We start from the raw sequence: 21,205 nt of genomic DNA on the forward strand, positions 1-21,205 counted from the left end.
CATTACATTGCGGTGGATAAGTTCAGACAATAAAAAAGCAGACCTGAGTCTGCTTTTTTATATTGTGTACTATTTAATCGACAATACGCAGCAGTTCATTGATACCGACTTTACCGCGGGTCTTTTCATCTACCTTCTTCACTATGATGGCGGCGTACAGATTGTACTTCCCACAGGAAGAGGGCAGGGTACCTGATACCACCACTGAACCGGCAGGAACTCGGCCGTAGTGGATTTCACCGGTTTCACGGTCGTAAATGCGGGTGCTCTGGCCAATGTACACGCCCATGGAGATCACAGAGCCTTCTTCTACCACCACGCCTTCCACGATTTCAGAGCGGGCACCGATGAAGCAGTTGTCCTCAATGATGGTAGGACCGGCCTGCAGCGGCTCGAGTACGCCGCCGATGCCTACGCCACCTGACAGGTGCACGTTTTTACCAATTTGCGCACAGGAGCCCACGGTCGCCCAGGTATCAACCATGGTGCCTTCGTCAACATAGGCACCGAGGTTAACGTAAGATGGCATCAGCACGGTGTTTTTGCCGATAAACGAGCCCTTGCGAACGGCAGCCGGGGGCACAACGCGGATGGCCTCGGCGCGGAAACGTGCTTCGTCGTAGTCAGCAAACTTCATGGGTACCTTATCGAAGTACTTGGTTTCACCGCCTTCGATAACGCCATTGTCAAAAATGCGGAACGACAGCAGTACGGCCTTTTTCAGCCATTGGTTAACATGCCACTGGCCGTCGATTTTCTCGGCCACGCGCATTTCGCCCTTGTCGAGCATGTTGATGACTGTCTCAACATCGGCACGCACGCCTGGCTCGACACTGCTTGGGGTGATGGTTGCGCGAGCTTCAAAAGCCGCCTCGATACGCTGGCGTAAAGCCTCCATGTGGGTTCTCCCGTTTTGATAAGGTGTTAAAAAATTGTCTGGGACAGGGCACTGACCAGTGCCTCTTTAAGCCGTCGCTGTTCCTCTTCACTGAGGGCCTGACCGTCATTGGTTTGCAGTACGAAAAAGTCTTCAGCCCGCTCACCGATAGTGGTGATTTTTGCTGCCAACAAGGTTATCTCACAGCGGTAGAAAATGTCACCCACTCTTGCGAGCAGGCCGGGCATATCCAGAGCGATAAGTTCCATCATACTTGTACCATGACGGCTACCCGGCAGAAAACTGACCTGTGTTGGTACGTTAAAAGGTTTCATCTTGCGGGAAAGCTTACGGAACTTTGGCGGTCTGGGGTTTTCACTGGCAAGTGCCTTTTCTAGGCCCTTGCGGATACTCTGAATGCGCGACAACTGCATCAGGGGTTCGCCATCCTGCTCAAGGATAACAAAGCTGTCCAGGGCATAGTTATCCTTGGAGGTCATTACCGTCGCGTCGTGGACATTGATGTTCTTGTTGTCCAATACTGCCATCACTGTGGCAAACAGCTTGGGTTTGTCGCGGCAGTAAACAAATAACTCAGTGCCGCCCCGGGTGGTGTGCTTGGAAATCAACACAAGCGGCTCATCCTGGCGGTGTTTGAGAATGCCCTCGGCATGCCAGGCGATTTGATTGGGCTGATGGCGCAAAAAGTAATCGGCTTTGAATCTCGCCCACAGGGCATCGAGTTCTTTTTCCTTCACACCACGGCGAAGCAGCTCTTTTTTGGCCTTGGCCTGGTATTCCCGCACCCGGGCGCGGATATCCACCGGTTTTTCTTTACCCCGCGCCAGCACCCTTTGAGTCGAAAAGTACAGGTCCCGCAGCAGTGAGCCTTTCCAGTTGTTCCAGGTTTTTTCGTTGGTGGCGCAGATATCCGCCACCGTCAGGCAATAGAGATAACTCAAGTGCACCGCATCGCGCACCTTGCCGGCAAAGTCGGCCACTACATCGGGGTCTGAAATATCCCGCCTTTGGGCTGTCACCGACATCACCAGGTGGTTTTCAACCAGCCAGCTCACCAAGCGCCCATCGTGATCGTTCAGGCCATGGGACTTACAAAACGCCAGCGCATCCACAGCGCCAAGCTTGCTGTGATCGCCGCCGCGGCCCTTGGCGATATCATGGAAGATGGCCGCGAGCACCAGCAGACCTTTTTTCGGCAGCTGGTTAATCAGCACAGAACCCAGGGGGAACTCATCTTTTTGCTCCGGCTGCGAAAAGCGTTCGATATTGAGCAGCAGCCTGTGGGTGTGTTCATCCACGGTGTAGGCGTGAAAGAGGTCGAACTGCATCTGGCCTTCGATGGCGCGCCAGGCAGGCAAATAGGCCGACAGAATACCGTGCTTGTGCATCAGGGAAAATGCCGAAATTCCCCGCGGATGGCGCAGGATTTCCATAAACACCTGGCGGCATTCTGGGTATTCCATCAGTGGCTGGGTGAGCGCCTTTCGTGCCTGGCGCATTGAGCGCAGGGTAGGGGCGTAGATACCCCGTATATTGGAGTTGCGGGCTATCAGCAGAAACAGCCCCATGATGTCTTCCGGCTTCACGAACGGATTGGCCGAAAGGGCCTCAATAAAGCTGCCACGGCGCTGAAAGTTGTCGTTTATCGGCACAATTTCCAACGCTTTGGTGTGGCCCAATGTTGCGCGTTTGAACAGCTGCAGCAGCATCTCATTGAGCTCCATCACCCGCCGAACCGTGCGGTAGTAGAGCTTCATCATCTGTTCGACAGCAAGCTGGGTCTTGTCTTCGTAGCCCAGGAGCTCTGCGACCTGGCGCTGCAGGTCAAACAGTAAGCGGTTTTCGTCCCGTCCAGAGGCGATGTGCAGGGCAAAGCGGATTTGCCACAAAAATTGCTGACACTCCAGAAGCTCTTCAAGTTCTATCGGCTCAAGAAAACCGTAACCGACCAGTTCTTCGAGGCGCGACGCATTGAAGTGACGCATGGCAACCCAGGCCACGGTTTGGATGTCGCGAAGGCCACCCGGGCAACTTTTGACGTTGGGTTCCAAATCGAACGCGCTCGCCTTGGTGTGCCGGGCATGCTGCTCATCCCGCTTGGCTACAAAAAAATCGCTGGATGGCCAAAAGTCCTGGGTGCGGATGGCATCGTACAGCTCATCAAACAGGGACTCTTTGCCGGCGAGAAAGCGCGCCTCCAACAAATTGGTGGCGATGGTGATATCGTCCCGGCCGAGGGTAAGGGTATCTTTGATGGTACGGACGCTGTGGCCAATTTCCAGGCCCGCGTCCCATAAAAAGGCAATAAAGTAACCGAGGACAAACTCGGCTTCCTTGGGGAGCTTCTCATCCACCAACATCAGCAAATCTATATCTGAGTGGGGATGCAGCTCACCACGACCATATCCCCCCACCGCAACCAGCGCGATGGGGAAGTTGGCCAGGCCGTGCTGGCTCCAGGCGGTTTGCAGTAATTCATCGACGACCCGGCATCGGCGCCTGACCAGTTCGACTACATCTTCACGGGCCGCGAAGGCCAGCGCCAGTTCCTGATTCAGCGCCTGTAAAGAGGCTTTGGCCTGCTGAGCCGTCGTCATGGATTACCTTATTTATGATTGATAATACGGGGGAAATCTTCTTCACTGCGCAGGGTGAGCACTTCTACACCCGTTTCAGTCACCAATAGAGTGTGTTCGTACTGGGCTGAGTTTTTGCCATCGATGGTGGTCACAGTCCAGCCATCGTCTTTGTCGAGCACTGTTTGGTGGCGACCGGCGTTAATCATGGGTTCAATGGTAAAGCACATGCCAGGGCGCAGCAGGGTATTGTCGGTGTTTTTGTAGTGCACCACCTGAGGCTCTTCATGGAACGTGGCACCAATACCGTGACCACAGTAGTCACGGACAATGCTGTACTTCTCCAGACCGGTTTTGGCACCCTTGACCACTTTTTCGATGGTGGCGCCGATTTCACCCAGCTTCATGCCGGGGCGAACCTTGCGAATGGCGGCATACAGGCTTTCCTGAGCGATGCGGCACAGACGCTTGTCTTTGGGAGACACGTCACCGATGAAAAACATCTTGGAGGTGTCACCGTGGTAGCCGTCTTTAATGACGGTGATGTCGATATTGAGGATATCGCCGTCTTTCAGTGGCTGGTCAGAAGGAATGCCGTGACAGATCACTTCATTGACAGAGGTGCAGATAGACTTGGGAAAACCGTGATAGTTGAGCGGCGCGGAAATGGCACCCTGTTCTTCGGTGTATTTGGCGCAAATATCGTTGAGTTCATTGGTAGTGACGCCAGCCTTGACAAAGGGGGCAATCATTTCAAGAACATCTGCGGCCAGCTTACCTGCGGCGCGCATTTTTTCTATCTCATCGGCGGTCTTGATGACTATACTCATGCAGTTGTTTTCTCACCTAGTATCACAGGGAATTGGGGCGCTGACGTGCCATAAATCAGCCCGCAAAAATTTGTATTGCGGGCTGATTTATGGTATAAAGCGCGCCGTTATGTTTGACTCTCAAAAACACCGCGTGGGGAGAACCCGGGCAGTGGTGAGTGAAATATGGCTGCCATTATACATGGCTAATCTGTAAATACTAAATCGCACACGTGTCGGCACATGCCTCGGGGTGCTTCCGGTCAAAGGCCGGGGGTCGAGGTCATGGGACGCGTGGAGGTCAAACCCCTTTTACTTTTTAAGGTATTCAAAATGACTACAGTTTCAATGCGCGACATGCTCCAGGCCGGTGTTCACTTCGGTCACCAGACCCGTTACTGGAACCCAAAGATGAAGCCATTCATCTTCGGTGCCCGCAACGGTGTACACATCATCAACCTCGAGCACACTGTACCAATGTTCAACGAAGCTCTGGCTTTCATCAGCAACGTAGCTTCCAAGAAAGGTAAAATCCTGTTTGTTGGTACCAAGCGCGCTGCCAGCGAAGCTATCAAAGAAGCTGCTGTTTCTTGCGACCAGTACTATGTTGATCACCGCTGGCTCGGCGGTATGCTGACCAACTGGAAAACCGTTCGTCAGTCTATCAAGCGTCTGAAAGAGCTGGAAACCCAGTCTGTTGACGGTACTTTCGACAAGCTGACCAAGAAAGAAGCCCTGATGCGCACTCGCGAGCTGGAAAAGCTCGAGAAGTCTCTGGGTGGTATCAAGAACATGGGCGGTCTGCCTGATGCTCTGTTCGTGATCGGTGCCGACCACGAGCACATCGCCATCAAAGAAGCCAACAACCTGGGTATCCCAGTAGTTGCTGTGGTTGATACCAACGCTTCTCCAGACGGCGTGAACTACATCGTTCCAGGTAACGACGACGCTATGCGTGCTATCCGCCTGTACACCGAAGCTGCTGCCACTGCTGCCAAAGCTGGCCGTGGTCAGGATCTGGCTGTACAAGCTGAGCAAGACGGTTTCGTTGAAGCCGAATAATAAGGTTGATGAGCTTCATCTCCCTTATTAACCAAGATCTATGATTGGTTAACAGGGGCCCGTGGGCCCCTGTTTTATACCTGCTTACTCGGCAAATGATTGCCGAAACTCAAAGAGGAATTTAACAATGGCAATTTCTGCTGCCCTGGTTAAAGAACTGCGTGAGCGCACTGGCGCCGGCATGATGGATTGTAAAAAGGCTCTGGAAGAGACTAACGGTGATATCGAGCTTGCTATCGATAACATGCGTAAGAGTGGCGCTGCCAAAGCTGCCAAGAAAGCCGGTAACATCGCTGCTGAAGGTACCATCCTGATCAAGCAAGGTGCTGGTTTCACTGCTCTGCTGGAAGTTAACTGCCAAACTGACTTCGTAGCCAAAGATTCTAACTTCCTGGCTTTCGCTAACCAGGTTCTGGAAGTGGCTGCTGCCGGTAAAGTATCCGTTGAAGACCTGAAAGCACAGTTTGAAGAAGCTCGTGTTGCACTGGTTGCCAAAATCGGTGAAAACATCAACGTACGTCGCGTTGAGTACATCGACGGTGAAAACGTTGCTGCCTACCGCCACGGCGACCGTATCGGTGTAGTTGTTACCGGTACCGCTGACGAAGAAACTCTGAAGCATCTGGCCATGCACGTTGCTGCATCCAAGCCAGAGTACGTAAACCCAGAAGACGTACCTGCTGAAGTGGTTGCCAAAGAGCGTGAAGTTCAGGTTGAAATCGCCATCAACGAAGGCAAGCCAAAAGAAATCGCCGAGAAGATGGTTGAAGGCCGTATGAAGAAGTTCACCGGTGAAGTTTCTCTGACCGGTCAGCCATTCATCATGGAGCCTAAGAAGACTGTTGGCGAATTCCTGAAAGAGAAAGGCGCTACTGTTGCTAACTTCATCCGCCTCGAAGTGGGTGAAGGTATCGAGAAGAAAGAAGAAGATTTCGCGGCCGAAGTGGCCAAGCAAATCGCTGCTTCTCAAAAGGCCTAATCGCCGCTAGGTAAGTACCCCAAGACCGCAGCAGCCGCTGCGGTCTTGTTATAATCAGGATAAAAATCATGAGCACCAATCCAAAACCAGCATTTCGACGCATTCTTCTTAAGTTAAGTGGTGAGGCCCTGATGGGCTCTGAGGGCTTCGGTATTGATCCCAGCGTACTGGATCGTATGGCTCAGGAAATCAAAGAACTGGTAGAACTGGGGATCCAGGTCGGGGTAGTGATTGGTGGTGGTAACCTGTTCCGTGGAGAAGGTCTTGCCAAGGCAGGTATGAACCGCGTGGTGGGTGACCACATGGGTATGCTGGCGACCGTGATGAATGGTCTGGCAATGCGCGATGCTTTGCACCGTGCCTATGTGAATGCCCGTCTGATGTCTGCCATTCCCTTGAAAGGGGTGTGTGACGATTATAATTGGGCCGAGGCTATCAGCCTGCTCAAGTCCGGACGTGTGGTGATATTCGCTTCCGGTACTGGTAATCCTTTCTGCACCACCGACTCGGCGGCCTGTCTGCGTGGCATTGAAATTGAAGCCGATGTCGTGTTAAAAGGCACCAAAGTTGATGGCGTTTACTCCGCCGATCCTATGAAGGACCCGGAAGCCGTCAAATACGATGAACTCTCCTATGCCGAAGTTCTCGACAAAGAATTGAAAGTGATGGACTTATCTGCCTTTACCATGGCACGTGACCATGATATGCCTATTTTGGTATTCAACATGAACAAGCCCGGTGCCCTGCGCCGTGTTATCATGGGTGAAGGTGAAGGCACCATCATCAAGAAATAAGCGACAAGTTTGCGAACATTAATGACCGAAAAGGACATTTAACGTGATTGAAGATATCAAGAAAGATGCTCAGGATCGCATGGGCAAGTGTGTAGAGGCCACCAAGGCCCAAATGGCCAAGGTCCGTACTGGCCGTGCCCACCCAAGTCTGCTGGATACCATTCAGGTAAACTACTACGGTTCCATGACGCCCCTGAAGCAAGTGGGTAACGTAACCATTGAAGACTCTCGCACTCTGGCGGTAAACGTGTTTGACCGCAGCGCCATTCAAGCGGTAGAGAAAGCCATCATGAGCTCAGACCTGGGTCTGAACCCCATGTCTGCCGGTGCGACCATCCGCATTCCGCTGCCGCCACTGACTGAAGAGCGTCGTCGTGACCTGGTTAAAGTGGTTCGCGCCGAAGCAGAGCAGGGCCGTGTAGCCATTCGTAACGTACGTCGCGATGCCAACTCCAGCTTCAAGCAGCTGGAAAAAGAGAAAGAGTGTACCGAAGACGACGTACGTCGCTCCGAAGAAGAAGTTCAGAAAATCACCGATCTGCACATTAAGAAGATCGACGAGATCCTGGCTGCCAAAGAAGCGGAGTTGATGGAGGTCTAACCCTCCGGTCAGCAAGCTAGAGTTAAGACGCCGTGTAGGGGTATACTACACGGCGTTTGTTTATTTATAGGGTTGTATATCGATGTCTTCCAATAGGGAAATTGCCGCTGATTTGGCGTTGGATGCTCAACTCGGTGATGTCTCAGGGTTGGTCAACCAGTCTCTGCCCCAGCATGTGGCCATCATTATGGATGGCAATGGCCGTTGGGCACAGGCACAGGGCAAACCCAGAGTAATGGGGCATAAGGCGGGCGTTAAGGCCGTGCGCCGGGCTGTGAGTACTGCAAGCCAATTGGGCATCAAGTCGTTAACCCTGTTTGCCTTCTCCAGCGAAAACTGGCGTCGCCCCGATGCGGAAGTCAGCTTGCTGATGGAGCTGTTTTTCACTGTGCTTAAACGGGAAATCAAGCTGCTCAGTAAAAATGGGGTCAGGTTGAACATCATCGGTGATACCAGCCGTTTCTCGGACAGGCTGCAGCAGCAAATTCGCGACGCCGAAGAGAAAACAGCCAAGAACACTGGCCTTGTCCTTAACGTTGCAGCTAACTATGGCGGGCGCTGGGACATACTCCAGGCAGCACAGCAGCTGGCACAAAAGCTGGCATCTGGTGAAATCGACAGCAGTCAGTTTACCGAAGAGGCATTAAGTCAGCATTTATGCATGCAAAATCAGGGCGAAGTTGATTTAATGATCCGTACTGGTGGCGATTACCGCATCAGCAATTTTGTGCTCTGGCAGGCGGCCTACGCTGAGTTGGTGTTTACTGACACCCTGTGGCCGGACTTCGACGAGCAGTGTTTCAAAGAGGCTATCGCTTTATTTGCGAGCCGCCAGCGCCGTTTTGGTTTGACCGGAAGTCAAATCGAAGCCTTGCGTGCTTAAGTCATCTTTTACGAGGGACGTTTTTTGCTAAAACAACGAATAATAACAGCAATCTGGCTTATCCCACTGGTATTTGGCGCCATCTTCTATTTGCCTTCATCCATTTTTGCCTGGGCGCTGGTGGGCGTATTTTTAATTGCCGCAAAAGAGTGGGGACGAATTATTGATGCCGGTTGTCAGATGACCCAGTGGAGCTTTACGCTGACCCTGGGCATTTTGCTGGTGGCCCTGAATATATTGGTGCCCGCATCCGAGGTGTGGCATTCGGGGCAATTGCACCCCATTTTTCTGGCGGTGACGCTGCTGGGCGGATTGTGGTGGGTTATTGCCATGGCGCTGGTCGTGACCTATCCCAAAAGCGCTCGCCTGTGGCAGCGCAGCCATATGCTGAAATCCATGTTTGGGCAGTTGACGCTGTTGCCCTGTTTTGTCGCACTCATTGCCCTTAAATCCCTGAGTACCGCCGCATCACCCTACTTCGGTGGTGTGATGGTCTTTTTGGTGATGTTGGTAGTCTGGGCTGCAGACTCGGGGGCTTATTTTGTTGGTAAGGCACTGGGGCGCACCAAGCTTGCGCCCAATGTTAGCCCCGCCAAAACCGTGGAAGGCCTGGTGGGCGGCTTGCTTACCACCATGATAGTGGTGGCTATTGTGATGAGTCTGTCACCCCAGCAGGAGCTGGGACTGGTGATTGCCGTGACCCTCTTTACCGCACTGGCTTCGGCGCTTGGTGATTTAACCGAGAGCATGTTCAAGCGGGTGGCCAACATTAAAGATTCAGGCACCATTTTGCCCGGTCACGGTGGGGTACTCGATCGCATCGATAGCCTGACGGCGGCGCTGCCGGTCTTTACCCTTATCTACATCGCCTTCTGGATGTAATCATGCAAAATATGGTGATCCTCGGGGCCACAGGCTCTATCGGTAAAAGTACTCTGGATGTCATCAAACGTAACCCGGAGCGTTATCGGGCATTTGCCTTGGTGGCGGCCACCAGTGTGGAACGGATGCGGGAGCTGTGTATCGAGCATCGCCCCCGTTACGCCCACATGGTGGATGAATCTGCTGCGAAACGCCTGGCTGAAGCCTTGCCGACGGGACTTGGGATTGAGGTTTCCAGCGGTGATGATGCGCTGATTGAGCTGGTGACGGCCGCCGAGGTAGATACTGTTATGGCCGCCATTGTGGGCGCTGCGGGACTTCTGCCAACCCTCGCTGCGGTTCGTGCCGGTAAACGGGTGTTGCTTGCCAATAAAGAAGCACTGGTCATGTCCGGTGAACTCTTTATCGAGGAAACCAAGAAGAGCGGCGCCCAGCTCTTACCGGTGGACAGTGAACATAATGCGATATTCCAGTGCCTGCCAGAGCAGGTACAGCGAGAAATCGGTTACTGTGATTTATCCGCTGCCGGTATTTCCCACATTTTACTGACCGGCTCCGGTGGCCCGTTTTTAACATCGCCACTGGACACGCTGGCCGCCATGACGCCCGCTCAGGCCTGTAAGCATCCCAATTGGTCCATGGGCCCGAAAATCTCAGTAGACTCGGCCACCATGATGAACAAGGGGCTGGAGTTTATTGAGGCCCGTTGGCTGTTCAACACCGCCAGAGATGAGCTCAAGGTCGTTATTCATCCGCAAAGTGTCATTCATTCCATGGTCCAGTACCGTGACGGCAGCGTGCTGGCACAAATGGGTAACCCGGATATGCGTACTCCCATTGCCCATGCCATGGCCTATCCGCAGCGAATTTCAGCCGGTGTGGAACCTTTGGACTTTTTCAAAGTCGGACACTTAAGCTTTTGTGAGCCGGATTACAGCCGTTTCCCGTGCCTGAAACTTGCCATGGATGCCTGCCATCAAGGCCAGGAGGCGACCACTGTGCTCAATGCCGCCAACGAAGTGGCTGTGGCTGCGTTTTTGGACGGACGGATTGGATTTACTGATATCGCTGTGATTAATGGCGAATGTCTGGGTAAGATAGCCAAGACGCATCTGGACTCACTGGATGCCATACTCGCGCTGGATTGGGAGGCGCGCCGACTGGCGAACCAACTGATTAGCCGGGTTTAATAGGAATTTACTCGAAGGAGAGACATGTACGACATCCTCTGGAATGCCGCATCTTTCATCGTTGCGCTGGGTTTACTGATCACTGCGCACGAATACGGACACTTTTATATTGCCCGGCGCTGTGGCGTGAAGGTGGAGCGTTTCTCCATCGGTTTTGGTAAGCCCATCTGGCGTCGTGTTGGCCAGGATGGTACCGAGTATGTCATCGCCATGATCCCACTGGGTGGCTATGTCAAAATGCTGGATGAGCGCGTTGACGACGTGCCTGCAACGCTCCAGTCCCAGGCGTTTAATCGCAAAAACGTTTGGCAGCGCATCGCTATTGTGGCAGCTGGCCCGGTGGCAAATTTCATTTTCGCCGTGTTTGCGCTCTACATCATGTACCTGATTGGCGTGCCCTCCTTAAAGCCGGTGATTAATGCTACCCACCAAAATTCTTCGGCGTCTGTCATCACAGTCACGGAACCCATGCAAATCCTTGCGGTCTCAGGACAGAAGGTGCGCAACTGGGAAGAGGTCAACCTCGCGCTGGTTGGCCACATAGGGGACGACAGCCTGAGCCTGACACTGGCACCTTTGACTCGCCTGGAAGGGCAGAGCGGTGACGAGCGTACCTACACCCTGGATACCCGTAACTGGAAATTTGACCCGGAAAAAGAGTCGGCTATCAGCACTCTTGGACTGGGTATGCTGAGGCCTCAAGTGTTGCCCTTAGTGGCGGCTGTGACGCCAGGCAGCGCCGCAGATGAAGCGGGTATCAAAGCCGGAGATGAGATTGTCGGTATCAATGGTGTCAGCTATGGCGGGTGGGAATGGTTTGTGGCCACAATTCAGACCTCTGCCAACAAGCCGTTGCAAGTCACTATCAAACGTGGTGGCGAGCAAAAACAGCTGACCGCCACGCCGAAACTCGGTAAAGACGCCCAGGGTAAGGACGTTGGCTTAATTGGCATTACACCCCAGGCCAGCGAACTGCCTGAATCCATGCGTATTCAGTTGAAATATGGCGTGTTAGACTCACTGGCTGTTGCTGCCGACAAGACCTGGCAGTTGACTGTGGTGAGTGTGAAGATGATAGGTAAACTCTTTACCGGAGATGTATCGGTGAAGAATCTGAGCGGTCCGATTTCAATCGCTCAGGGCGCCGGGAATAGCGCCAACTACGGCTTGGTGTACTTTTTGGGATTTTTGGCTCTTATCAGCGTGAACCTGGGCATCATTAACCTGTTGCCTTTACCCGTGCTCGATGGGGGCCATTTGCTGTATTACTTTGTGGAAGTGATCACCGGGAAGCCTGTACCCGAAAAGGTTCAGGAAATAGGATTCAGATTTGGGGCAGCCTTGCTGCTAATGTTGATGAGTATCGCCCTTTTCAATGATTTTGCCCGACTCTGAGCAAGGACAGACAAATAATCAGAAGTGCTCTATGAGATTGAATAAGCTTTTTGCCTCTATGATGCTGCTAGGCGCATCATATTCAGGGACAGGTCTGGCTGAGACCTTTGCGCCATTCACAGTCACCGACATTCAAGTAGAAGGTTTGCAACGTGTTGCACTGGGTGCTGCCTTGCTCAGCCTGCCAATAAAGGTAGGTGATACCGTTGACCAGCTGAAACTGCAGCAGGCCATTAAGAGCCTTTATGCCACTACCAACTTTGATACTGTCTCGGTTGCCAATGATGACGGCGTCCTCGTTGTGACCGTCAAAGAGCGTCCCACCATCAGTGAGGTGACGTTTGAAGGTAACAAGGACATCAAAGACGAGCAGCTGCAGGAAAGCCTTGATAGCAGTGGTGTGAAGGTGGGTGAAGCCCTCGATCGCACCATGCTGTCCGGTATCGAAAAAGGTCTGCAGGACTTCTACTACGGTGTGGGTAAATACGGTGCCAAGGTTGAGGCACAGGTGATTAACCTCCCCCGTAACCGCGTCGAATTGAAATTCAAATTTACCGAAGGTCTGGCTGCCGAAATTCGTCAGATCAATATCGTGGGCAACAGCAAGTTCTCCGACGCCGAGTTGATTGGCATGCTGGAGCTCAAAGACTATGTGGCCTGGTGGGATCTCTTCGGTGAGCGTCGCTACCAGAAGCAAAAGCTGCAGGCGGACCTTGAAACCATCAAGACCCACTACCACAACAACGGCTATATCCGCTTTGATGTGACATCCACTCAGGTGGCGATGACACCCGATCGCAAGGGCTTGTACATCACTATTAACGTGGATGAAGGTGAGCAGTACAAGGTCAAGGAAGTTAACCTCACCGGCGATCTGATGGGCCGCGAAGAACTGATGCGAGCCATTCTGCCTATCAAGGCGGGCGATCAGTACAACGGCGCCGACGTGACCTTTACCGAAGAAATGTACTCCAAGTATCTGGGGCGTTTCGGTTATGCCTATCCCGAAGTGAAGACCTATCCGGAAATTGACGACGAAAGCAAAGAGGTGACCCTCAATGTGAACGTGCGCCCCGGTAAGCGTGTGTATGTTCGCTCCGTTAACTTCACCGGTAACACTGTGACCAAGGATGAAGTGCTGCGCCGTGAGCTGCGTCAGATGGAAGGTGCCTGGCTCAACTCCGCCAACGTTGAACTGTCGAAAAACCGTTTGAACCGTTTGGGCTTCTTTGAAACCGTCGATACTGAAACCGTTCAGGTTCCCGGTACTGATGATCTGGTAGACGTGGCCTTTAAAGTGAAAGAGCAGCCATCTGGCTCCTTTAACGCCGGTATTGGTTATGGCACCGAGTCGGGAATCAGCCTGCAGTTTGGTGTGCAGCAGAGCAACTTCCTTGGCACGGGTAACCAGGCCGGTATCAACATCAATACCAACAAGTATTCCAAGAACGTCAGCCTGTCGTACTCAGATCCTTACTTCACTAAAGACGGTGTGAGTTTGGGTGGAAACATTTACTGGAACGAATTCGATGCCAACGAGGCCAACCTTGAGCGTTATAAAAATAGCTCTTACGGTGTTGCCCTTAGCAGCGGTTTCCCGGTGAATGAGTACAACCGACTGAACTTTGGTATTGGTTTCCGTCACAACACCATTTCGGAAATTTCGGCGTACGAACAGGCGCTGCGCTTCTATAACATTTACCGTGATGAAGACGATCCTAACTCCGACCTCAGCTTCAATAACTTTGAGCTGAACGCCGGTTGGTACAGAAGCACCCTGAACCGCGGTACCTTCCCGACTGATGGCTCCAGCCAGCGCTTGTCAGGTAAGATGTCGACTCCGGGCTCGGATCTGCAGTACTTCAAGGCAGACTTTGATACCAACTTCTACTTCCCGCTGACCCGAAGCCACAGCTTTGTGGTGCTGAGCCGTGCCCGCATCGGTTACGGTAACGGTTACGGTGACTTCAACGGTAATGACCAGATCCTGCCATTCTGGGAAAACTACTACTCGGGTGGTTCCAGCAGCCTGCGAGGCTTTAAGTCCAACTCAGTGGGTCCACGTTCATTCTACGTAGTACGTGGCAGTGAACCATGCTCTCCAGACCCAAGCGGCGACGGCTGCGGCTTGCCGGGCGATCCTAACCAAATTCAGGTTAGCCAGGGTCGCTCCATCGGTGGTAACGCCGTGGCCACAGCCAGTCTTGAACTGATCGTGCCAACGCCATTCCTGGATGAGGCCTACACCAATTCAGTACGTACCAGCTTCTTTGTGGATGCCGGTAACGTCTGGGATACCGAGTTTGATTACGACAAGTATCGCTCTTTGCCAGCTGAGGAATTTGCCAAGCTCGAAGACTACAGTGACCCAAGCCGCCTGCGGGCTTCATGGGGTATGAGCGTACAGTGGTTGTCACCCATGGGACCCATGGTATTCAGCCTTGCGTGGCCAATTAAAGAGTACGAAGACGACGAAACCGAGATCTTCTCCTTCAATATTGGCAAAACTTTCTAAAACACATACACTCGGCGACGATTGTGACAAAACACCACAACAAGGAGTTTATTTTGAACAAGATGCTTAACCGTGCACTCGTGACTCTGATGCTGATTGGCGCGCCACTGGCTGCCAACGCAGAGAAAATTGCTGTCGTTGATATGGGTGCCGTGTTTGAACAGCTGCCTCAGCGTGAAGCGATTGGCAAGGCGCTGGAAAAAGAGTTTGGCGACCGTGAAGCCGAAGTGAAAAAGCTGCAGGGTGATCTGCGCAGCCTGATGGAGAAAAACCAGCGTGATGCAGCGCTGATGAGCGAAACTCAGAAAACTGAGGCTCTGCGCAAGATGGAAGCGCTGCAGGCAGATCTGCAACTGAAGGGCAAAGCCCTGCAGGAAGACGTGCGTCGTCGTCAGGCCGAAGAGCAGAACAAGATCCTGGTTAAGGTTCAGCAAGTCATCAAAGACATCGCCGAAAAGGAACAAATCGATGTAGTGATGCAGAGCGGTGCCGTGGTATTTGCCAAGCCTCAGCTTGATATCTCCAGCAAGGTAGTAGAAGCGCTGGGCAAGGCCAAGTAATAAATGAAGCAAGTGACTCTGGGCCAATTGGCCGAACATTTGGGAGCAGAACTCAAGGGCGATGGCAGTTTACTGATCTCCTCAGTGGCCACCCTTGAAGATGCAGGTGCCGGACAAATCAGCTTTTTGGCCAACAGTAAATACCGTGCTCAGCTGGAAGGAACCAAAGCGAGCGCTGTACTCTTGGCCCCGAAAGATGCTGACACCTATGAAGGCAATGCCCTCATTCTCAAAGACCCCTACGTCGGTTTTGCCCGGGTCGCGCAATTGCTTGATACAACCCCAAATGCAGCTGAAGGTATCCATGCTTCAGCTGTGATTGACCCCAGCGCCCGTTTGGGTGAGGGAGTCAGCATTGGTGCCAATGCCGTCATTGGTGCCAATGTGATTTTGGGTGACAAGGTGCAGATAGGTCCCGGCACCGTGGTGGGGCAGGATTCCATCATAGGCTCAGGAACCCGTCTTTGGGCTAACGTCACCGTTTACCACGATGTACATTTGGGCATGGACTGTATCGTTCATTCGGGTGCAGTTATTGGTTCAGATGGTTTTGGTTACGCCAACGAGCGGGGCAATTGGGTTAAGATCCCCCAAACCGGCGGTGTGCGCATTGGCAACAATGTAGAAATTGGCGCCAGCACCACCATTGACCGGGGCGCCCTGTCCCATACTGAAATTCACGATGGCGTTATTATCGATAATCAGGTGCAAATCGCACACAACGATGTGATTGGCGCCCACACTGCGATTGCTGGCAACACCACCATCGCAGGCAGTGTGACTATTGGCAAATACTGTATACTTGGTGGCAACAGTGCCGTTGCCGGCCACCTGAGTATCGTCGATGGCACCCATGTCAGTGGCGCTACCAACGTTACCAGTATTATCCGTGAGCCTGGCGTGTATTCTTCCGCCACTGTAGCCATGGAAAACAAGCTGTGGCGCCGTAATACAGTGCGCTTCAGACAACTGGATGAGCTATTCCAGCGCGTGAAGGTGCTGGAAGGCAAACAGCAAGAAGATAAGTAACGCACAGCCGCTTGCGAGCCAGTGCATCCTGAGGAACAAAATTCGTGTCTAATCAAATGAACACCATGGATATCAAAGAGATACTTAAGTATCTGCCTCACAGATATCCGTTTCTGCTCATTGACCGTGTACTGGACTTCACCGCTGGTGAATCTTTGCACGCCATCAAAAACGTCACCATCAACGAGCCATTTTTTGTGGGGCATTTCCCTGTCGCTCCCGTGATGCCTGGTGTATTGATCCTTGAAGCCATGGCCCAGGCAACTGGCCTTCTGGCATTCAAAACCATGAGCAGCGAGCCATCGCCGGATGTGCTTTATTATTTTGCCGGTATCGACAATGCCCGTTTTAAACGGGTTGTTGAGCCGGGCGACCAGCTGCACTTTGAAGTGAAAATGATTAAAGAACGCCGCGGGATTGGTGTGTTCTATGGTGAGGCCAAAGTGGATGGTGAGCTGGTTTGCAGCGCAGAAATCATGTGTGCCCGCAGAGAGATTAGCAAGTGATAAGTGAATTAGCCTTCGTCCATCCCGACGCGAAAATTGGCAACAACGTGGCCATTGGCCCCTGGAGCTATATTGGCCCCAGAGTCGAAATCGGTGACGACAACATCATTCACTCCCATGTGGTGATTAAAGGCCCGACAGTGATAGGCAAAGGCAACCGGATTTTCCAGTTTGCTTCTGTCGGTGAAGACTGTCAGGACAAGAAATACGCCGGCGAGCCCACCAGGCTTATCATCGGTGATAACAATGTCATCCGTGAAAACGTGACCATCCATCGTGGCACAATTCAGGACAACAGCGAAACCCGCATCGGCTCCAATAACCTGTTCATGGCGTATGTTCACATCGCCCATGACTGCGTGGTGGGCAACAACGTTATCATGGCCAACAATGCGTCTATCGCCGGACACGTTCACGTGGGTGATTGGGTTATTCTGGGTGGGATGACCGGTGTACATCAGTTTGTGCACATAGGCGCCCATGCCTTTACGGCAGGCTGCTCGCTGGTGCTTCAGGATGTGCCGCCTTTCGTGATGGCGGCTGGTCAGCCAGCGATTCCCCGTGGTTTGAACAGCGAAGGTCTGAAGCGTCGTGGTTTCTCCAAAGAAGCCCAGCTTGCCGTGCGCCGCGCCTACAAGACCTTGTATCGCAGCAATCTGACCGTGGAAGAAGCCACTGCGGCTCTGGCCGACGAAATAGCAACTGTGCCGGAAGTGAAGCAACTGATGGACTTCGTTGCCAGCTCCAGCCGCGGCATTATTCGATAACGGATTATGGGTCGTTAAGAGAAAACATGAGCCAATCCAAGCCACTTGTATTTGCCATGGTCGCCGGAGAACTCTCCGGCGATATTTTAGGTGCAGGTTTAGTTAAAGCACTCAAGGCCAGACACCCCGACGCCCGCTTTGTCGGTATCGGCGGTCCCCGTATGGAGGCACTCGGATTCGAGTCCCTGTTCGCCATGGAAGAGCTGGCCGTGATGGGGATAGTCGAAGTCCTATCCCGCTTGCCAAGACTCCTGAAGGTACGCTCCTCTCTGGTCTCTCAGCTCCTCGCACTTAAACCCGATTGTTTTATTGGCATAGACGCGCCGGATTTCAATATTGGTGTCGAGCTTAAGCTTAAGCAAAAGGGTATTAAAACTGTGCACTACGTCAGCCCCTCCGTGTGGGCCTGGCGTCCCAAGCGTATCTTCAAGATAGCCAAGGCCACCAACATGGTGTTGTCTTTGCTGCCGTTTGAGAAAGCCTTTTACGACAAACATCAGGTGCCCTGTACCTTCGTGGGGCATACTCTTGCGGATGATATTCCCCTTGAGCTGAATAAAGATGATGCCCGCGACATCCTGGGGCTCGATAGGGACGCCGAATATCTGGCGATACTCCCCGGCAGCCGCGGCGGTGAGCTCAAGATGCTCAGCGAACCGTTTATCAAAGCCGCCGTTGCCATCAAGGAGGCGCTGCCCGATGTGCGTTTTATCACCCCTCTGGTGAATGAGAAGCGCCGCGAGCAGTTCCTCGCCGCCCTCGAAGCCCATGCCCCCGGGCTCGAAATTCAGCTCTTTGATGGCCACAGCCGTGAAATTATGGCGGCCAGTGACGGCATACTGCTGGCGTCCGGCACCGCCACCCTGGAAGCCATGTTGGTTAAGCGCCCCATGGTCGTTGCCTATAGGGTGGCGCCGCTGACTTACAGCATTGCCAGCCGCATGATGCTGATTAAACGTTATTCGTTGCCCAACCTCTTGTCCGGTAAAGATCTGGTGCCGGAACTTATTCAGGTCGATTGCACGCCAGAGAAGATTGCTTCTGAGGTGGTTGCCATGATGAACCGGGATAACAGGGCTCTGATAGCCGAATTTACCGACATGCATCGCAGCCTCAGGCAAAACGCCAGCGAGCGGGCCGCGGATGCGGTCGATGCGCTGATTGGGTCCGAAGCGCCGCTGGGCAGCACTTCAGAGGTACTCTGATGGCAGTGTATAAAAACCTGAGTGCTGAGCAGGCATTGCTGCTGCAACAGGGACGGGTCGCCGGCGTCGATGAAGTGGGCCGTGGTCCGCTGGTAGGCGATGTGGTGACTGCCGCCGTTATTCTGGATCCAAGCAAGCCCATTACCGGCCTGAATGACTCCAAAAAGCTGTCGGAAAAGAAGCGCGATGCCCTTTATCTTGAAATTATGGATAAGGCGCTGGCGGTGTCGGTGGGCCGTGCCAGTCCAAGGGAAATCGATGAGCTTAATATTCTCCATGCCACCATGCTCGCCATGCAGCGTGCCGTTGCCGGATTGGCTATTGTCCCCGAGTCAGTCTTGGTGGATGGCAACCGCACTCCGGATTTTGGATTACCGGCCCATGCGGTGGTAAAAGGCGATGGCCTGATAGCCGCTATCAGCGCCGCGTCTGTGATTGCCAAGGTCACCCGTGACCGTGAGATGGAAGAGCTGGATGCCAGATATCCCCAGTACGGCTTCGCGGGGCACAAGGGATACCCGACCAAGGCACACTTTGAGGCGCTCAGTGCCCATGGTGTGTTGCCCGAGCACAGGCGCAGTTTTCGCCCGGTGCGGGAGTGGCTTGAGGCCAACAGCTAATCCGACATACCAAAAAAGCAGCCCGGGCTGCTTTTTTGTTACTGCTTGGCTCAAGTGGTGTGGAACTTCACTCTGGCATTGCTTTAGCGTTCAGCTTTCCCGTTCGGTTTAACGGATTGCCTTAAGAGGGCGTCATTCTTGCCTTACATGGGGCAGCAAAAACGCCATATAGTCAGCTTTGCCCAGCGGCGCCCCAAGGTGCCTCAGGATGGCGTAGCTGGTAGTGATGTGAAAGTAGAAGTTGGGTAGCAGATAGTCACTTACATAGTCCCATCCCGGCAATTCACAGTAACGACCCGGGCCCAACCCGATGCGCTTGATTTCGTCCAGCCGGGCATCATCAACCTGGATTTGCTCCACCATGGCCGCAGTTTCTGAAATCAGCCGCTTAAGCTCAGCCGGGCTGTACTCTCCTGCCGGCAGATTATCCACGGTCAGTCCCTTGCACCACTGCGAAAATCCCCTCGGTTGATTACAGGCAAAGATTACCTGCACCGCCAATGGATGCATGTCCGGCGCCAGTCGCTGTTTCACAGCGTCATCGAGGGTTCCAAGGTGTTTTTCTGCCGTATTCAGTATGTGTGAAAGCACCTGGAGGCGGCTGATAAAAAGCTGTTTTAACTTGCTGATTTCCTGATTTGCCATGGAGTGTCCTTACGTTGCGGTGGTAATTGTGTGCTTGGGCAGGTACGTGCGTTTAAGAAAACTAGCCTGCTGTTTATCCCCTTGTCCAGCAAGACTGTCCAGATTGGCATATCTCATTCCGTACTTAAATTTACAGATAACCCGGAGCATCCATACTTGGAAGATTATGATGACCGCCTCGGAGTTATGTCATGCAAAAAGTCAGTCTTGAAAATTTGGTCAGTCACGTCGACCCACTGGGCTTGATACACCAGCTTTTCGAACAAAGTTTTGATGCGATTTGTATGTTGGCAGGTGACCCTGAAGATTTACACTTTGTATACGCCAATACTTCTGCGTGCAATTTAATGGGCTATGAGTTTCGCGAGTTAATGGGAATGCCGGCTATTCGGCTGGTAGGTGAGCGTACCAATCAGCAGTTCGTTGACAGAATTAATCAGTGCATTGCAACGGCGAGATACTGCAGAGGTGCAACCACCTTTTATCGTAAAGATGGCTCAACATTTCAGGTCGTATGGACGATTCATCCTGTTATGGCGAAAGAAGGCCATGTCTCGTTCTTTATGGTCACCATGCGTGACTTGTCAGTGATGAGAAGTAAGTTGGGACAGCTTGAAAACACCACTGAGAGTTTCAGAAGTCTCCTTAAAGTCTTCTCCGGATTGATGGAAGATCAGTCAGAAGACGAGCGTCAAAGGCTCAAGAAAACCTCCCAGGATGCGACTCTACAACTCATCCAAAATGCGACGCTGTTTTGTCCTGAGCTTCGAAAAGACGAAGATATTGCCTTGTTTGGGGAAGATGATTTATTCGATTTTTCTGACTCGGATGTAGGTGTATTGCCAAAAAGGCATGACATCAAACACATCTCTGCCCGCGATTTTGCTGGGATGCATGGCATTTCAATGAATGACATTCGTGATCTCGCAGCAATTTTGAATGACTGTAAGATCAACATTGAGTTGCTAAAGCTTGGAACATCAAATCCTCAATCTTTTCAAAACGTCGTTCAGGATTTAAGTGATCTTGCCAGTCATTTGTTCTTAATGGATGAATTCATCGATATTTCAACTGTCGTGGGCCATCTGGCGAATAAACTGATGCAACGTCAGGGAAGCGCTATTGATCCTATGCTCTTGGATATTTTACTGTCGTTGGTTGAGGATTTTTCAATCTGGCATACGCAAATATTTGTCACTCAGGATGCGCCCGATATCCATCAATTGGACGCGAGTATCATAGGTTCAGCGAAGCAGTTGCTGGCATTTTTGGGGTGAACAGGAGGAGTT

General features: G+C 52.6%; 20 protein-coding genes. 16 read left to right on the top strand and 4 right to left on the bottom strand.

The genetic code is table 11. The features are described from left to right. Window positions 1-73: 73 nt before the first annotated feature. From dapD to map, 3 genes are read right to left on the bottom strand one after another with little or no spacing between them, the layout of a single operon-like run. A complete protein-coding gene (gene dapD / locus K0H63_RS06190; RefSeq protein WP_220067184.1) occupies window positions 74-898 on the bottom strand; it encodes a 2,3,4,5-tetrahydropyridine-2,6-dicarboxylate N-succinyltransferase in 825 nt (274 codons plus the stop codon). A gap of 26 nt (window positions 899-924) precedes the next feature. After that, window positions 925-3,495 carry a bifunctional uridylyltransferase/uridylyl-removing protein GlnD gene (gene glnD / locus K0H63_RS06195; protein WP_220067185.1) on the bottom strand — a complete coding sequence of 857 codons (2,571 nt, stop codon included), beginning with the start codon at window positions 3,493-3,495 and terminating at the stop codon, window positions 925-927. 8 nt (window positions 3,496-3,503) lie between these two features. Next, window positions 3,504-4,304, bottom strand: a complete 801-nt coding sequence (gene map / locus K0H63_RS06200) for a type I methionyl aminopeptidase (protein ID WP_203326461.1) — start codon at window positions 4,302-4,304, stop codon at window positions 3,504-3,506. 312 nt (window positions 4,305-4,616) lie between these two features. Here map and rpsB point away from each other — a divergent pair, with 312 nt between their 5' ends. The 15 genes from rpsB to rnhB all read left to right on the top strand — a co-directional run bounded on the left by rpsB (window position 4,617) and on the right by rnhB (window position 19,271). Further along, window positions 4,617-5,345, top strand: a complete 729-nt coding sequence (rpsB, locus tag K0H63_RS06205) for a 30S ribosomal protein S2 (protein WP_041410171.1) — start codon at window positions 4,617-4,619, stop codon at window positions 5,343-5,345. 127 nt (window positions 5,346-5,472) lie between these two features. Then, window positions 5,473-6,324, top strand: coding sequence for a translation elongation factor Ts (tsf, locus tag K0H63_RS06210; protein ID WP_011759256.1), 852 nt, complete (start codon window positions 5,473-5,475; stop codon window positions 6,322-6,324). Between the two features lie 68 nt (window positions 6,325-6,392). Then, window positions 6,393-7,118 carry a UMP kinase gene (gene pyrH, locus K0H63_RS06215; protein WP_220067186.1) on the top strand — a complete coding sequence of 242 codons (726 nt, stop codon included), beginning with the start codon at window positions 6,393-6,395 and terminating at the stop codon, window positions 7,116-7,118. A 43-nt stretch (window positions 7,119-7,161) separates the two neighbouring features. After that, window positions 7,162-7,719 carry a ribosome recycling factor gene (frr, locus tag K0H63_RS06220; protein ID WP_220067187.1) on the top strand — a complete coding sequence of 186 codons (558 nt, stop codon included), beginning with the start codon at window positions 7,162-7,164 and terminating at the stop codon, window positions 7,717-7,719. A gap of 82 nt (window positions 7,720-7,801) precedes the next feature. After that, window positions 7,802-8,602 carry an undecaprenyl pyrophosphate synthase gene (gene uppS, locus K0H63_RS06225; protein WP_220067188.1) on the top strand — a complete coding sequence of 267 codons (801 nt, stop codon included), beginning with the start codon at window positions 7,802-7,804 and terminating at the stop codon, window positions 8,600-8,602. Window positions 8,603-8,626: 24 nt separating this feature from the next. Then, a complete protein-coding gene (locus K0H63_RS06230; RefSeq protein WP_220067189.1) occupies window positions 8,627-9,484 on the top strand; it encodes a phosphatidate cytidylyltransferase in 858 nt (285 codons plus the stop codon). Between the two features lie 2 nt (window positions 9,485-9,486). Beyond that, complete coding sequence (gene ispC / locus K0H63_RS06235; RefSeq protein ID WP_220067190.1) at window positions 9,487-10,674, top strand: 1-deoxy-D-xylulose-5-phosphate reductoisomerase; 1,188 nt, start codon at window positions 9,487-9,489, stop codon at window positions 10,672-10,674. Window positions 10,675-10,698: 24 nt separating this feature from the next. Beyond that, complete coding sequence (rseP, locus tag K0H63_RS06240) at window positions 10,699-12,069, top strand: sigma E protease regulator RseP (protein WP_220067191.1); 1,371 nt, start codon at window positions 10,699-10,701, stop codon at window positions 12,067-12,069. Window positions 12,070-12,100: 31 nt separating this feature from the next. Next, entirely contained in the window at window positions 12,101-14,584 is a 2,484-nt protein-coding gene (bamA, locus tag K0H63_RS06245; protein ID WP_220067192.1) for an outer membrane protein assembly factor BamA, read from the top strand. A 62-nt stretch (window positions 14,585-14,646) separates the two neighbouring features. After that, window positions 14,647-15,144, top strand: a complete 498-nt coding sequence (locus tag K0H63_RS06250) for an OmpH/Skp family outer membrane protein (RefSeq protein ID WP_041410172.1) — start codon at window positions 14,647-14,649, stop codon at window positions 15,142-15,144. Between the two features lie 3 nt (window positions 15,145-15,147). Further along, window positions 15,148-16,173, top strand: coding sequence for a UDP-3-O-(3-hydroxymyristoyl)glucosamine N-acyltransferase (gene lpxD / locus K0H63_RS06255; protein ID WP_220067193.1), 1,026 nt, complete (start codon window positions 15,148-15,150; stop codon window positions 16,171-16,173). Window positions 16,174-16,217: 44 nt separating this feature from the next. Next, window positions 16,218-16,679 (top strand): 3-hydroxyacyl-ACP dehydratase FabZ, encoded by a 462-nt coding sequence (gene fabZ / locus K0H63_RS06260; protein WP_011759266.1) that lies wholly within the window; start codon window positions 16,218-16,220, stop codon window positions 16,677-16,679. Further along, the gene (lpxA, locus tag K0H63_RS06265) at window positions 16,676-17,446 is read left to right on the top strand and encodes an acyl-ACP--UDP-N-acetylglucosamine O-acyltransferase (protein WP_220067194.1); all 771 of its coding nucleotides are present in this window, start codon (window positions 16,676-16,678) and stop codon (window positions 17,444-17,446) included. The genes fabZ and lpxA overlap by 4 nt, the downstream gene beginning before the upstream one ends. A gap of 26 nt (window positions 17,447-17,472) precedes the next feature. Next, window positions 17,473-18,651 carry a lipid-A-disaccharide synthase gene (lpxB, locus tag K0H63_RS06270; RefSeq protein ID WP_220067195.1) on the top strand — a complete coding sequence of 393 codons (1,179 nt, stop codon included), beginning with the start codon at window positions 17,473-17,475 and terminating at the stop codon, window positions 18,649-18,651. Continuing rightward, window positions 18,651-19,271, top strand: a complete 621-nt coding sequence (rnhB, locus tag K0H63_RS06275; protein ID WP_220067196.1) for a ribonuclease HII — start codon at window positions 18,651-18,653, stop codon at window positions 19,269-19,271. The genes lpxB and rnhB overlap by 1 nt, the downstream gene beginning before the upstream one ends. 132 nt (window positions 19,272-19,403) lie before the next feature. Here rnhB and K0H63_RS06280 read toward each other — a convergent pair whose 3' ends face one another. Further along, on the bottom strand, window positions 19,404-19,916 hold the full coding sequence (locus K0H63_RS06280) for a DUF1993 domain-containing protein (protein WP_220067197.1): 513 nt from the start codon (window positions 19,914-19,916) through the stop codon (window positions 19,404-19,406). Between the two features lie 191 nt (window positions 19,917-20,107). Between K0H63_RS06280 and K0H63_RS06285 the strand changes: the two genes are divergently transcribed. Continuing rightward, on the top strand, window positions 20,108-21,193 hold the full coding sequence (locus tag K0H63_RS06285) for a PAS domain-containing protein (protein WP_220067198.1): 1,086 nt from the start codon (window positions 20,108-20,110) through the stop codon (window positions 21,191-21,193). Window positions 21,194-21,205 lie beyond the last annotated feature (12 nt).

It is taken from the genome of Shewanella zhangzhouensis (genome assembly GCF_019457615.1).
In the GTDB taxonomy this organism is placed as follows: domain Bacteria; phylum Pseudomonadota; class Gammaproteobacteria; order Enterobacterales; family Shewanellaceae; genus Shewanella; species Shewanella zhangzhouensis.

What these genes read in the sequence shown, in the direction of transcription:
- rpsB (WP_041410171.1), top strand. Translation starts at nt 4,617, where the DNA reads ATGACTACAGTTTCAATGCGCGACATGCTCCAGGCCGGTGTTCACTTC.
- ispC (WP_220067190.1), top strand. Translation starts at nt 9,487, where the DNA reads ATGCAAAATATGGTGATCCTCGGGGCCACAGGCTCTATCGGTAAAAGT.
- glnD (WP_220067185.1), bottom strand. Translation starts at nt 3,495, where the DNA reads ATGACGACGGCTCAGCAGGCCAAAGCCTCTTTACAGGCGCTGAATCAG.
- K0H63_RS06285 (WP_220067198.1), top strand. Translation starts at nt 20,108, where the DNA reads ATGCAAAAAGTCAGTCTTGAAAATTTGGTCAGTCACGTCGACCCACTG.
- rseP (WP_220067191.1), top strand. Translation starts at nt 10,699, where the DNA reads ATGTACGACATCCTCTGGAATGCCGCATCTTTCATCGTTGCGCTGGGT.
- K0H63_RS06250 (WP_041410172.1), top strand. Translation starts at nt 14,647, where the DNA reads ATGCTTAACCGTGCACTCGTGACTCTGATGCTGATTGGCGCGCCACTG.
- dapD (WP_220067184.1), bottom strand. Translation starts at nt 898, where the DNA reads ATGGAGGCTTTACGCCAGCGTATCGAGGCGGCTTTTGAAGCTCGCGCA.
- K0H63_RS06280 (WP_220067197.1), bottom strand. Translation starts at nt 19,916, where the DNA reads ATGGCAAATCAGGAAATCAGCAAGTTAAAACAGCTTTTTATCAGCCGC.
- bamA (WP_220067192.1), top strand. Translation starts at nt 12,101, where the DNA reads ATGAGATTGAATAAGCTTTTTGCCTCTATGATGCTGCTAGGCGCATCA.
- lpxB (WP_220067195.1), top strand. Translation starts at nt 17,473, where the DNA reads ATGAGCCAATCCAAGCCACTTGTATTTGCCATGGTCGCCGGAGAACTC.
- tsf (WP_011759256.1), top strand. Translation starts at nt 5,473, where the DNA reads ATGGCAATTTCTGCTGCCCTGGTTAAAGAACTGCGTGAGCGCACTGGC.
- map (WP_203326461.1), bottom strand. Translation starts at nt 4,304, where the DNA reads ATGAGTATAGTCATCAAGACCGCCGATGAGATAGAAAAAATGCGCGCC.
- uppS (WP_220067188.1), top strand. Translation starts at nt 7,802, where the DNA reads ATGTCTTCCAATAGGGAAATTGCCGCTGATTTGGCGTTGGATGCTCAA.
- lpxD (WP_220067193.1), top strand. Translation starts at nt 15,148, where the DNA reads ATGAAGCAAGTGACTCTGGGCCAATTGGCCGAACATTTGGGAGCAGAA.
- rnhB (WP_220067196.1), top strand. Translation starts at nt 18,651, where the DNA reads ATGGCAGTGTATAAAAACCTGAGTGCTGAGCAGGCATTGCTGCTGCAA.
- pyrH (WP_220067186.1), top strand. Translation starts at nt 6,393, where the DNA reads ATGAGCACCAATCCAAAACCAGCATTTCGACGCATTCTTCTTAAGTTA.